General features: G+C 45.7%; 10 protein-coding genes. 3 read left to right on the forward strand and 7 right to left on the reverse strand.

Annotation, left to right across the window (positions count from 1 at the left end):
• Positions 1-517 precede the first annotated feature (517 nt).
• The 5 genes from R7Z49_RS21450 to zntR form a co-directional block, all read right to left on the reverse strand.
• Positions 518-2,653: a lysine decarboxylase CadA gene (locus R7Z49_RS21450; RefSeq protein WP_017635553.1), complete on the reverse strand. Its 2,136-nt coding sequence runs from the start codon at positions 2,651-2,653 to the stop codon at positions 518-520.
• A 117-nt stretch (positions 2,654-2,770) separates the two neighbouring features.
• A complete protein-coding gene (gene cadB / locus R7Z49_RS21455; protein WP_005434864.1) occupies positions 2,771-4,114 on the reverse strand; it encodes a cadaverine/lysine antiporter in 1,344 nt (447 codons plus the stop codon).
• 462 nt (positions 4,115-4,576) lie between these two features.
• The gene (locus R7Z49_RS21460; protein WP_318112022.1) at positions 4,577-4,708 is read right to left on the reverse strand and encodes a hypothetical protein; all 132 of its coding nucleotides are present in this window, start codon (positions 4,706-4,708) and stop codon (positions 4,577-4,579) included.
• A gap of 98 nt (positions 4,709-4,806) precedes the next feature.
• Positions 4,807-6,369, reverse strand: coding sequence for a lysine decarboxylation/transport transcriptional activator CadC (gene cadC / locus R7Z49_RS21465; RefSeq protein WP_005382530.1), 1,563 nt, complete (start codon positions 6,367-6,369; stop codon positions 4,807-4,809).
• Positions 6,370-6,532: 163 nt separating this feature from the next.
• Positions 6,533-6,931: a Zn(2+)-responsive transcriptional regulator gene (zntR, locus tag R7Z49_RS21470; RefSeq protein WP_005382529.1), complete on the reverse strand. Its 399-nt coding sequence runs from the start codon at positions 6,929-6,931 to the stop codon at positions 6,533-6,535.
• Positions 6,932-7,196: 265 nt separating this feature from the next.
• Between zntR and purH the strand changes: the two genes are divergently transcribed.
• Complete coding sequence (purH, locus tag R7Z49_RS21475; RefSeq protein ID WP_053303479.1) at positions 7,197-8,789, forward strand: bifunctional phosphoribosylaminoimidazolecarboxamide formyltransferase/IMP cyclohydrolase; 1,593 nt, start codon at positions 7,197-7,199, stop codon at positions 8,787-8,789.
• 194 nt (positions 8,790-8,983) lie between these two features.
• Positions 8,984-10,273, forward strand: coding sequence for a phosphoribosylamine--glycine ligase (purD, locus tag R7Z49_RS21480; protein ID WP_132937365.1), 1,290 nt, complete (start codon positions 8,984-8,986; stop codon positions 10,271-10,273).
• 83 nt (positions 10,274-10,356) lie between these two features.
• On the opposite strand, the gene R7Z49_RS21485 is transcribed toward purD, so the two are convergent.
• Together R7Z49_RS21485 and hupA are read right to left on the reverse strand one after the other, a co-directional pair.
• Positions 10,357-11,055 carry a DUF1481 domain-containing protein gene (locus R7Z49_RS21485; RefSeq protein ID WP_033907149.1) on the reverse strand — a complete coding sequence of 233 codons (699 nt, stop codon included), beginning with the start codon at positions 11,053-11,055 and terminating at the stop codon, positions 10,357-10,359.
• A gap of 39 nt (positions 11,056-11,094) precedes the next feature.
• On the reverse strand, positions 11,095-11,367 hold the full coding sequence (gene hupA, locus R7Z49_RS21490) for a nucleoid-associated protein HU-alpha (protein ID WP_005382524.1): 273 nt from the start codon (positions 11,365-11,367) through the stop codon (positions 11,095-11,097).
• A gap of 253 nt (positions 11,368-11,620) precedes the next feature.
• On the opposite strand from hupA, the gene R7Z49_RS21495 reads away from it, so the two are divergent.
• Positions 11,621-12,754, forward strand: a complete 1,134-nt coding sequence (locus R7Z49_RS21495; protein WP_054579646.1) for a hemolysin family protein — start codon at positions 11,621-11,623, stop codon at positions 12,752-12,754.
• Positions 12,755-12,776: the final 22 nt, after the last annotated feature.

Here is a 12,776-nt window from a genome sequence, read left to right on the forward strand (position 1 = left end):
GTGACTTTCGTCTCACTCCGTGTCGGTGGATGCGCAGTATAGGGAGTTGAGAAATTAGTACAAGCGTTTTTTGCAAAAAAACTTTCAACCGAACAAATAACGAGCATTCTGCATAGATACTCAACGATCTTGTCTAATATTTCGGGTTGCAGAGGATCTTTTCATGATGAAACACCTGACTTCTGCATTAAAAGATCGCCGATTTCTTTGTGATTTTGATTGCTGATCTTATCTCTCTTGGTTCTTTTTTCTCTTTCTATCTATATAAAGACGAAAAAAGAGCAGAACGATGACGAACTGCTCTTTTGGTCTTTGCTTTTTATTTGGGGTACTTCAGGTGAAGTCTTGGAAAAGTGTTTCTTCTATATATAGAAGAAAAGATCAGAGCATCCTTGCCCTTATCTTTACGACAGATGAGTTAGGGGTATATCTAAATGTCGTTATTGTTCGATGACGCATTGAGCTCGTAAGAGTGGAGCATGCTTGCATTCCCAATGGCGTCATCTTCGAGAGGAACTTAGTTCTTCAATACTTTTACGGTGTAACTACCATCTTTTTGTTGGTATAGACCGTGGATGTCGGTTTCGAAACCTGGGTAATGCGCACCGATCTCACAAAGCATCTCTAGGAAGTCCAGCACAGGGCGAGACTCTTGAGTCACCATTTCACCAGGAAGTACTAGTGGCACACCTGGAGGGTAAGGAAGGATCATGTTCGCACTTACGCGGCCAACCATTTCTTCCAGTTTGATTTCTTCGATGTTGCCACGAAGCTCTTCTTGCCATGCTGCGTGTGGTGTTACTTTCATTTCTGGAAGTACATCGAACGCTTTGTACATTAGCTCAGGTAGGTTGTATTTCTTAGTTAGGTCATGAATCGCTTGTGCTAGTTCTTGAACACGCATGCCTTCATAGAAGCTTGGGTCTTCGTTGTATAGTGAAGGTAGGAAGCTCTTGATGGTTAGGTTCAAGTCGTAGCCACGTTTAAATTCAGTTAGGCCGCGTAGCAATTGCATTGCTTTTGATTTGTCGATACCGATTGAGAATAGGAACAACAAGTTGTATGGACCTGTTTTCTCTACCACGATGCCGCGCTCGTCTAGGAATTTAGCCACCAGCGAAGCAGGAATACCTGATTCTTCTAGTTCGCCTTCTTTATTCATCCCCGGAGTCAGTAGCGTTACTTTGATTGGGTCAAGATACATGTGGTTGTCATCCATGTTCTTGAAGCCGTGCCATGTGTCGCTAGGGTCTAGTTTCCAACATTCCGTGGTATCGATGTTTTCTGGTTGCCATACATCGAAGAACCAGCTGTCGCTTTCTGCTTCTAGACGTTTGATCTCTTTACGGAAGCGGATTGCGCGATCGATAGAGTCTTGCATCAACTTCTTACCAGTGTTGCCGCGCATCATTGCCGCTGCAGTTTCAGTAGAAGCAACAATGCCGTACTGAGGTGAAGTTGAAGTGTGCATCATGAATGCTTCGTTGAAAGATTCTTTATCAAAGTCGCCTTTCACATGAATCATTGAAGCTTGTGAGAACGCAGCCAACAGTTTGTGTGTTGATTGTGTTTCGTAGAACACTTTGCCTGGCATCGCTTCACCACTCATACCACATTTACCTTCGTAAATTGGGTTGAAGTTAGTGTAAGGCACCCAAGCACTGTCGAAGTGGATGTGTTTACAATCTAGCGACTCTTTGATGAATTGTGTGTTGTACAGCAAGCCATCGTAAGTTGAGTTAGTCACTACTGCGTAAGTTGGTGCTGTTGCACCTGGTGTTTTCGCCACTTTCTCTGCAATGACATCGCGGCTGAATTCGCTTTGTGGAATACCACCAAGGATGCCGTATGCGTTACGAGTTGGGCGGAAGTAGATTGGTGTCACGTCGCTCATCATCATTAGGTGAGTCAGAGATTTGTGACAGTTACGGTCAATCAGTACTGTGCTGCCCGCAGGTGCTGAGTACATACCAACGATTTTGTTCGATGTAGACGTACCGTTAGTTACGATGTACGAGCTGTCTGCATTGAATGTGCGTGCGATGTATTCTTCTGCATCTTTATGTGGACCTGAATGGTCTAGTAGAGAACCTAACTCAGGCATTGAGATTGATACGTCCGCTTTAAATGTGTTTGGACCGTAAAAATCGTAGAAGATGCTACCAGCAGGGCTTTTCTGGAATGCAGTACCGCCCATGTGACCTGGAGTACAGAAGGTGTATTTACCTTCTTCTACGTATTTGAATAACGCTTTAGTGAATGGAGGCATGATGGCATCTTTGTATGCCTCAGTCGCTTGGTTGATTTTGATAGCGATGTCGTCAGCCATACCTAAAGCGTACTCGAAGAAGCTCACGTTTAGACGTAGGTCTGTTAGTGAAATGTCTAGAGTAGACTGTTCGTTAGCAAATGCGTGAACAGGCAGTTTTTCGTTGATTTGGCTGATACGTTCACATAGCTCTAGTGAGTATTTATCCCAGTCGAACAGCACACCGCAAATGCGTGGGTTCATCTCAATCATTTTGATCAAGTCTTTATCATCTACTGGGTAAACCACTTCGTAGCCCGCTTTCTCAAGAGCAGCGTGAAGTTGACGAACTGGCTCTTCTTTAAAGAACACACCCATGTGGTTCAAGATAGCGAATATATTCATTTGGACATCTCCAAGGCGAATGAGGGCGCTCTTTGCCATTTACAGGCAATGAGTAAGGTGAGCGCCGCGTGAATTTGGGTTTTATGGGCTGGCACCGTAGTGCCAGCGTTTTGGGAATTAGTTGCTTGCTTGGGCAGGCATGTCGTCAGCGTGCATTTTCACGTACTGAGCAAGACCTGCTTTTTTGCTGTAGAACATCAAGATAACTAGAGACACGATGAAGGTTGCTGTTAGCGTACCGCCCTCTGCACCCGCTAGTGCGATGAAGCAGAACAGACAAGCCACACCAGAGAACAGCATTACGAAGCCGTTGCGTGTTGTCATACCTTCGAAGCGAATCAAGTTAATGCTCGAGTAGAAGTAAGGCAGCATAGTTAGTAGAACTGCGTCAGTCGTTAGCTGGTTGAACAGGTCTGATGCGTGTGCTGTTTTAGAGCTGAAGAACATCAGTACAACCATCAGTGCAGTCATCTTGATTGACGCAAGGATTAGACCTTTCTTAGGCACACCGTTTTTGTCAGTTTCGCCGTAGATTTTAGGGAAGTTGCCGTCGTTTGCTGCACGTTTACCTGCTTCACCTACTAGCATCATCCAAGAACCTAGCGAAGTGAAACATGCTAGCGCTGTGAATGCTGATACGAATGGTGCTGTCCAGCTACCGAATAGCTCAGTGGTTGCTAATGCAAATGGCGCACCTGATGCCGCAACTTCTGACGCTGGGAACATGCCGCTGATCATTTGAGTTGATAGGATGTAAATCACACCTGCGATACCAGTACCCAACATAGTTGCTAGTGGTACAGTACGTTTAGGGTTTTCTACCATACCAGTCGATACCGCTGCTGATTCCACACCTACGAATGACCATAGACAGATAAGAACCGCTGTTACTACCGCGTGGCTGTCAGTGCCTGCTGATACGTTCCAGTTTTGGCTGTAAAGCGCAGTATCGAAGTGCGTCCAACCAAATGCGGCTGTACCAACAACTGGGATAAGGATAAGAACTAGACCAAGCGTACATAGACGGCTTACCCAGCTACCACCAAGTAGGTTGACGAAAGTGAAGATCCATACCGATGCAATCGTCGCAATACCTGCTGGGATTGGGTTATTAAGCACAGGGAAGAATACTGAAAGGTAAGAAACACCTGTAATGGCAATAGCCAGGTTACCAATCCAGTTCGCGTGGTAATAAAGAACGCCCGTTTGGAAACCAAATACCGGAGACACTTCGCCAGCATAAGCGATAGGACCACCTTCTTGTGGGTTTTTGGTTGCCAGACGAGCGTAAACAAACGCCAGACTCAGTGCACCGACCAAACAGATCAGCCAACTGAAGATTGAAACAGAGCCTACAGAGGCAAGACTAGAAGGTAATAGTGCGATACCACTACCCATCATGTTACCGGCTACGACACCCGTACAGGCAATAAGGCCGATTTTTTTCGCATTCGATGACATAACATCTCCAAATCTATTCTACTCGAGTCAACATGACTCAAACTGAATGGTTATTAGCGAGGTGCTATGAGGAAGAACCTGCTCGACCTCGCTAAATTTCGAAGTGAAGACTACGCCCAAAAATCGGGAAAAAAATAAACTTGGTGTTATCAATAAAATGATTAGTTCATCAACATCAAGTTGAGATAAACATGATAAACACAAAAATATAAAACTATATTATTCATACGGTTATAAGAAAAACATCAAACCTTCTACCGATAGATAAACTCTCATCAACTCGTTGGTCATCGCGATAAAAGTTATCAACCTCTATCAACTTCCCCATCCCGAAGGGTTAATTCCCTGAAGTGTTGATTCCATAAATCTCTCCCTGATCGCGCTTTTTGACCCACATCAATATTCATCTCGCCTGCAAGAAAGCATCAAAATCATTCTCGCCACATAACTCAGCCAGACACTTCATACAATCAATAGAGATAGAGATAGAGATAGAGATAGAGATAGAGATAGAGATAGAGATAGAGATAGAGATAGAGAAGCGGGTATGTATTCCCGTTGCAAGCTTGCGTTGTTAGCTCCTTCGTAAGTCATTGCCCCACCGCCTCACCCTTTTCACTTTTCGACAGCGACAAAAAAGCCCCTCACCGAAATGAGGGGCTAGCATTAGACTGACGTTGAGTCCGAGAGAATTAAAGCATTCGAACGACAGAAGGGTGAACGGCGCGATACATGGCGTAATCAATCGCCTTCATGTTACTTGGGAAGACCAAGTTTTCGCACAGCAGGTACGTCTCAACCGACGTATCAATATAGAAAGCTTCACTGTAAGACTCACTGGCTAAATCCAGATCACCATCCAATTCGGCGTGCTTACCGCGAATCACATAGGAAAGCACTGAATCACGTAACCTCAATGCCTGTCCGAGATGCCGCTTGGCTAACGCCATGTCACCAATGATGGTTTCGTGCAGTGCTAAAGCTTCATAAATTCGCGGTTGAATTGGCCCCACCATCATTTTCACATTAGTCTCTAGTGCTTCACTGAGCTGCTGCATTCGCCCTTTCTTCAACTCCTGTGAGAAATCAAGTGCCTTTTGTACATGGTAAGCAATCAACAACTCAGCTTGAACGTAAGCATTATCCGGCTCGATTTCTAAAATGTTTTCCATCAAGTCGATACCTTGGCGGAATTGTTTAGTATCAGAGACATTAAGGTAATGGTTAGCCTGAACAAACAACTCCAACGCGTCGGGATTCATTGGCATTCCCGCCACCAGCATCGTAGATTTCAATTTGGCATCCGATACTTTCAGCACTTGCATCAAATCCAACGACGCTTGTTGAAGCACTGTCTTTAAATGACTACTGGTTAACGCGTATTGACGACTAAACAACACTTTCTCAGATGAGTTATTGCGATATTCCACCTCTAAAAAGCTGCCACCGTCATTCTCACGAACTCTCACCACAACCGATTTACCAGGCACAATGCCAGAAGTAAACGACGCCTTCTTTAGCATGACTCGGTAATCACTGACTTGAGCAATGTCGGACATCAACTTTTGGGCGAATCCGTCTGCCAAATCGTAGCTTAATCCTTCATTCGTAAAATTATCTTGAAACTTGAACTCAATCAGATGGGTATCGATGGCTTGGGTAATACGCACTTCCGACTGCTTGTAGGTAAACACGCCCATCACTACGACCAACATACTGATCCAGATGAAGTTCATAATTCCCAATCGCCAAGGGCTGATTTTGTTTTTGCTCTGAGGTGCTTTTTTCTCTTTTGACATCTCGCAGACTGCGCGAGTTAGAGGACCGGCAGGAAAGGTAACGGCTGGTGCTATAGGTAGACAATCTTCTTCCGATTCTTCAACAGAAGGTGGGATCTCTTCATTTTGCCGACTTGTGACAAACTCTTCATGCGTCATAGTAACCACGTTCGCTACCAGCTTATAGCCACGCTTGGGCACCGTGATAACGTAGTTGGTATTTTCCTCTCGACCGTCACGTAGTAGCTTACGCAACTCAAAGATGGATTGAGTCACCACTTGATCGGTCACAATCGCTCCAGCCCAAACGTACTGAATCAATTCCTCGCGGTTGAACACCTCATTCGCATGCTCCGCTAAGAAGTGCAAAAGATTAATTAAGCGTGGCTCAACAGTAACTTCCCTATCTTGTCGATACAGCTTATTTTCATCAACGCTCAAAACCCAGTCATTGATTTGAAAATAGACTCCAACCATGTATGAAAACTCTCGTATCTACAGACAGCGTTACGCTAGGAATCAGACAATGGTCGATTCCTACAAGTAACTAAAGGCAAGATTATAGGTGGGAAAGCAGCATGTACCTAGAAAAGCAAGTCGCCAAAAATGCAAACTTAAGTTAAGTGATGCAAGAATGAGACTACTCAAGTGCGGCAAGGATAGAGCAATGTGTGGCGTCATCGTCTGTATGACCACAACAAGCATCATTAATCTTCTTTAACGCTCGGCGAATTTTCGTCAGCTCGTTAATTTTCCCATCAATCAGCTCTAACTTGGCAGAAGTAATGGCTTTTACCTCTGCACAGCTGTGTTCTGTCGCTTCTAACTTAATTTCTAACAGGTCTTTAATTTCATCCAGACTCAAGCCAAGATCTTTACCTTTGAGGATAAAGTGCACCTGCTTTTGATTCTCTTCATCATACAAGCGATAGCCTGACTCACTTCGTCCTGCGGGTTTTATTAGCGCGTTTTTCTCGTAGAAACGCAATGTATCGGCAGTCACACCACAACGTTTTGCCAGTTCACCTATCTGAAACATAACTTTCCCTATTAACTATCTCGTTACTTTTAAAGCTAAAGAACGACTTTTTTGCAATTATTTTTGAGATGCCAAACGATTGCGCGAGCTTTTTTGTAATAAATTGGTTAGAATACGCGCCATCAAATGTGGAGACTGTTTTCTAACCAGAAAACACCCTGCAAAGGTCTTTACCAAAACTGGCCAATATTTTACCCCAAGAGGTAAAAACAAGTTCATTTTTGGCAAACATCTTTAACTCCGTGAATTTGAGGAAAATGGAAGCATGAATAACGCTCGTCCTATTCGCCGTGCGCTTATCAGCGTATCAGACAAAACAGGTATTGTTGAGTTTGCGCAAGCTCTTGCTGAGCGCGGTGTCGATATCCTATCTACTGGTGGTACAGCTCGCCTACTTGCCGAACAAGGCATCGCCGTAACCGAAGTCTCTGACTACACTGGTTTCCCAGAAATGATGGACGGCCGCGTTAAAACGCTTCACCCAAAAGTTCACGGTGGTGTGCTTGGTCGTCGTGGCCAAGATGATGACGTGATGGAAAAGCACGGCATCAACCCTATCGATATGGTTGTCGTAAACCTATACCCATTCGCAGAAACCGTTGCCAAAGAAGGCTGTACACTAGCCGACGCTGTTGAAAACATCGATATCGGCGGCCCAACAATGGTTCGTTCTGCAGCGAAAAACCACAAAGACGTGACTATCGTTGTTAATGCAGGTGATTACGGCCGCGTAATTACAGAGATGGACGCAAACGACAAATCTCTCACTCTCGAAACTCGTTTCGACCTAGCTATCGCAGCATTCGAGCACACAGCATCTTACGACGGCATGATCGCAAACTACTTCGGCACTATGGTTCCATCTTACGGTGAGAACAAAGACGGTGATGAAGAGAGCAAATTCCCTCGTACGTTCAACCAACAGTTCGAGAAGAAGCAAGACATGCGCTACGGTGAGAACAGCCACCAAGCAGCCGCATTCTACGTTGAAGCAAACCCACAAGAAGCATCCGTTTCTACTGCTCGCCAAATCCAAGGTAAAGCCCTTTCTTACAACAACATCGCAGACACGGACGCAGCGCTTGAATGTGTGAAAGAGTTCAACGAGCCAGCATGTGTAATCGTAAAACACGCAAACCCATGCGGTGTTGCTCTAGGTAAAGACATCCTAGAAGCGTACAACCGTGCTTACCAAACTGACCCAACATCTGCATTCGGCGGCATCATTGCATTCAACCAAGAACTGGATGCTGAAACAGCAACCGCTATTGTTGAGCGTCAATTCGTTGAAGTGATCATCGCACCTTCTGTTTCTGCTGAAGCAATTGAAGTGGTTGCCGCGAAGAAGAACGTACGTCTACTTGAGTGTGGCGAATGGACAACGAAGACAACTGGCTTTGACGTGAAACGCGTGAATGGCGGTCTACTGGTTCAAGACCGCGACCAAGGCATGGTAAGCCTAGACGACCTAAAAGTGGTTTCTAAGCGCCAGCCAACAGAAGAAGAGCTAAAAGATGCACTGTTCTGCTGGAAAGTAGCGAAATACGTGAAATCTAACGCGATCGTTTACTCGAAAAGCGACATGACTATCGGTGTAGGTGCTGGCCAAATGAGCCGCGTTTACTCTGCGAAAATCGCAGGCATCAAAGCTGCAGACGAAGGTCTACAGGTTGAAGGTTGTGTAATGGCATCAGATGCATTCTTCCCATTCCGTGACGGCATCGACGCGGCTGCAGAAGCGGGCATCAAGTGTGTTATCCAACCAGGTGGTTCTATGCGTGATGACGAAGTTATTGCAGCAGCAGACGAACACGGCATGGCGATGATCTTTACCGGTATGCGTCACTTCCGCCACTAATCCTCTCGTCTTCACTGGGACGATAACTGCGTTGACGGCGTTCACTTATCCTAATCACATAGCATACTATGCTCATAGGAATAAGTTCACTTGTCGCCTTGTCCTCGTCCCACTGAATTAGAGAGGCCATACTCAGGTCTTTGCGAAATATCTGAGTTTGAGCAAACGGTATTTATAAGATTAAGGATTTTCATATGCGAGTTTTAATCATTGGTTCAGGCGGTCGTGAACATGCGCTAGGCTGGAAAGCAGCGCAAAACCCAAATGTTGAGACTATTTTCATTGCTCCAGGCAACGCAGGTACAGCACTAGAGCCAAAACTAGAGAACGTAAACATCGATGTAGAAGACATCACTGGCCTTGTTGCTTTCGCCAAAGAGAAGGCGATTGAACTGACTATCGTTGGCCCAGAAGCACCATTGGTTATTGGTGTGGTTGATGCGTTCCGCGAAGCGGGCTTACCAATCTTTGGTCCTACCCAAGCCGCAGCGCAACTTGAAGGCTCTAAAGCGTTTACCAAAGACTTCCTTGCTCGTCACCAAATTCCAACGGGTGCCTACGCGAATTTCACTGAAATCGAGCCTGCACTGGCTTACGTGCGTGAGCAAGGTGCACCGATCGTGGTGAAAGCCGACGGCCTTGCAGCTGGTAAAGGCGTGATTGTGGCAATGACGCTAGAAGAAGCTGAGGACGCAATCAAAGACATGCTAGCAGGCAACGCATTTGGTGATGCTGGTAGTCGTGTCGTTATCGAAGAGTTCCTAGATGGTGAAGAAGCAAGCTTCATCGTGATGGTGGATGGTGAGAACGTTCTGCCAATGGCCACCAGCCAAGACCACAAACGCGTAGGCGACAAAGATACTGGTCCTAACACCGGTGGCATGGGAGCATACTCTCCAGCTCCAGTGGTAACACAGGAAATCCACAACCGCATCATGGAAGAAGTGATTTACCCAACAGTACGTGGCATGGCCTCTGAAGGTAACCCTTACACTGGTTTCCTATACGCGGGTCTGATGATCGACAAAGACGGCACTCCGAAAGTAATCGAGTACAACTGCCGCTTCGGTGATCCTGAGACACAACCTATCATGATGCGCATGGAATCGGATCTTGTTGATCTGTGCCTAGCGGCAATCGACGAGAAACTGGATCAAGCGGAATCGAAGTGGGATCCACGAGCATCGATTGGTATCGTGCTAGCAGCCGGTGGTTATCCAGCAGCGTACAACAAAGGCGACGTTATTTCGGGTCTGCCACAAGTTGAAATTGAAGGCGAAAAAGTCTTCCATGCTGGTACAGATAACAAAGATGGCGACATCGTGACAAACGGTGGTCGTGTTCTTTGTGCAACCGCACTTGGCAACAGTGTATTAGAAGCGCAGCAGCGTGCTTACGAGCTTGCAAAACAGATCCGTTGGGATGGCATGTTCCATCGCAACGACATCGGCTACCGTGCAATTGCACGTGAGCAAGAAAAATAAAAACAACATGAGTTGGCTAAAAAACAAAAGGCGCACTCAGCGCCTTTTTTATTGTTCTTGTTCGACAGAATTCGAAGCAATGTTTATTCAGAGATCAACGTTGGCCGAGAAACACAATCAAAGTCATCGTCATTGAGCATCAACAGTTCATCGACCATTGCTTTGTTTCGTGACTGCTTGCCGACAAAAGCCACATAACTGTCTACCGATGAGAGACGCTCGATAATAAATTTTGGCAACGTCTGATTAAACTCGAGCGTCGAGAACACCTTACCTTTGCAGGTTTCAAACGATTGACCATTCCAATAACCTTGAATAAGGCTCTGATTGTTACGAGACTGCGCCTTAACCGATGCCACTACGTCATTCGCTTCTGCTTTGTAGCGCTCTAATTGGTCATGCTGAAGTGGTAAGACTTTACGGTTAACACGATATTTTTGGTAAACCGCTTCGCCATCTTTATTGAAACGGATGTGGATTTGAAAAGGCACCAACTCTTGTTTGGTATCAACTTGCTCGCCTTTTCGAATCAACTCTCGCAACTCACCTTCATCCCAGCGATAATCACTCTGGAACCAACCATTGTCCACCATAGTCACATAATCAGCCGCCGTACTCACACGAGTGAGTTTCTCTGTCATCCAGTACAAGCTGCTAGCATCTCCCGCAACTTTACCACCAGAAAAATGCGTGAATTGTTCTAAATTAGGAGTTTCAACTGACGAACAGCCAAAAAGGGTAAGGCTAGATAGGAGAAGTGAAGTGAGTAGATGTTTTTTCATGAAATTGCACCGAGGCAGGATACCTCGGTGCATTCTAACTTAGTTTACTGATTCTTTCAGCGCTTTACCTGCTACGAATGCTGGTACGTTAGCTGCTGCGATTTGAATCTCGTCACCAGTCTTAGGGTTACGACCAGTACGTGCAGCACGGTGGTTTACTTTGAATGTACCAAAACCAATTAGTTGAACTTGGTCACCCTCTTTAAGTGCGCCAGTTACACCATCAAGAGTCGCTTCAAGAGCAGCTTTTGCTTGTGCTTTTGATAGGTCTGCTTTCTCTGCGATAAAGTCGATTAATTGGGTCTTGTTCATTAGGTTTCCCTTCTCATAGGTTATCGAATTCGTCTCACTCTAAAACATAAATGCCCCATCTGGCAAAGGTTTGTAAGCGATCTTTCGATTTTCTGACGTACTTTTAGCCATAATATGAGTAATAACTCACAATTTGTTACCACATACCCCCTGAAAACCCTTGCTTTCCAAGGTATTTGGACCAATTTATAAGTCACTTTTGCGGTTATAATAGCTGCAAATAACCACTATCAAACTACATTCAAGGGCAACTATGCTGCTGTTATCCATTTATATCTCTATTGCAATCGGCATTTCGTTTATCTGTTCGGTGCTGGAGGCGGTACTGCTGAGTATCAGTCCGAGCTACATTGCGCAGCTCAATCAACAGGGGCATCCCGCAGCTGGGCAATTGGCTAAGCTGAAATCAGATATCGACCGACCACTGGCATCTATTCTGACTTTAAACACCATCGCTCACACGATCGGCGCGGCCACTGCTGGTGCACAAGCTGCGGTTGTATTTGGTAGCGAAGCATTAGGTATCTTTTCGGCAGTGCTGACATTGGCGATCTTAGTGCTTTCAGAAATCGTACCGAAGACGATTGGCGCGACCTACTGGCGCCAGTTGGCACCCGCTGCCGCGGTCGCATTGCGTTGGATGGTATGGGCGCTTACACCCTTTGTTTGGTTCTCAGAGCAAATCACCAAGCGCCTTGCTCGTAACCACGAAGCTCCAAAGATGCGTGATGAGCTGTCTGCAATGGCGATTCTGGCACGTGAAAGCGGTGAATTTGCCGAGGGTGAATCAAAAATCTTAAGCAACTTGCTTGGCATCCAAGATGTACCCGTAACGCAGGTTATGACGCCACGACCAGTAGTATTCCGTGTCGATGCCACAATGACCATCAATGAGTTCCTAGAAAAACACAAAGATACGCCTTTCTCACGCCCATTGGTTTACAGCGAACAGAAAGATAACATCATTGGTTTTGTGCATCGCCTTGAGTTGTTCAAACTACAACAATCAGGTTGTGGACAGAAACAGTTGGGAGCAATCATGCGCCCAATTCAAGTGGTGCTAAACAATACCACTTTACCTAAAGTATTCGACCAGATGATGACTCATCGCTTACAGCTGGCACTTGTTGTTGATGAATACGGTACCGTGCTAGGTTTGGTAACGTTGGAAGATATTTTTGAACACCTCGTAGGCGAGGAGATCATCGACGAAGCAGATAAAAGCACTGACATGCAGGAGCTGGCTTACCAACGCTGGGAAAGCTGGAAAGAAATGCACGGCGTAATCGAAAGCCGCGATGACGATGAAGAAGATAATGAGCCGGAGAAGCAGGATAAAGAGCCAGAAGCTCAAGAGCCACCGAAATCCGACTCGAAAGAATCGTAATCAGCATTAGGTATAACAGCTT

This window comes from Vibrio sp. 1562 (assembly GCF_033340155.1).
Classification (GTDB): domain Bacteria; phylum Pseudomonadota; class Gammaproteobacteria; order Enterobacterales; family Vibrionaceae; genus Vibrio; species Vibrio alginolyticus.

Bases quoted from the DNA above. Each gene is read 5' to 3' on its own strand.
- R7Z49_RS21450 (WP_017635553.1), bottom strand. From the start codon at position 2,653: ATGAATATATTCGCTATCTTGAACCACATGGGTGTGTTCTTTAAAGAA.
- cadB (WP_005434864.1), bottom strand. From the start codon at position 4,114: ATGTCATCGAATGCGAAAAAAATCGGCCTTATTGCCTGTACGGGTGTC.
- R7Z49_RS21460 (WP_318112022.1), bottom strand. From the start codon at position 4,708: ATGACTTACGAAGGAGCTAACAACGCAAGCTTGCAACGGGAATACATA.
- cadC (WP_005382530.1), bottom strand. From the start codon at position 6,369: ATGGTTGGAGTCTATTTTCAAATCAATGACTGGGTTTTGAGCGTTGAT.
- zntR (WP_005382529.1), bottom strand. From the start codon at position 6,931: ATGTTTCAGATAGGTGAACTGGCAAAACGTTGTGGTGTGACTGCCGAT.
- purH (WP_053303479.1), top strand. From the start codon at position 7,197: ATGAATAACGCTCGTCCTATTCGCCGTGCGCTTATCAGCGTATCAGAC.
- purD (WP_132937365.1), top strand. From the start codon at position 8,984: ATGCGAGTTTTAATCATTGGTTCAGGCGGTCGTGAACATGCGCTAGGC.
- R7Z49_RS21485 (WP_033907149.1), bottom strand. From the start codon at position 11,055: ATGAAAAAACATCTACTCACTTCACTTCTCCTATCTAGCCTTACCCTT.
- hupA (WP_005382524.1), bottom strand. From the start codon at position 11,367: ATGAACAAGACCCAATTAATCGACTTTATCGCAGAGAAAGCAGACCTA.
- R7Z49_RS21495 (WP_054579646.1), top strand. From the start codon at position 11,621: ATGCTGCTGTTATCCATTTATATCTCTATTGCAATCGGCATTTCGTTT.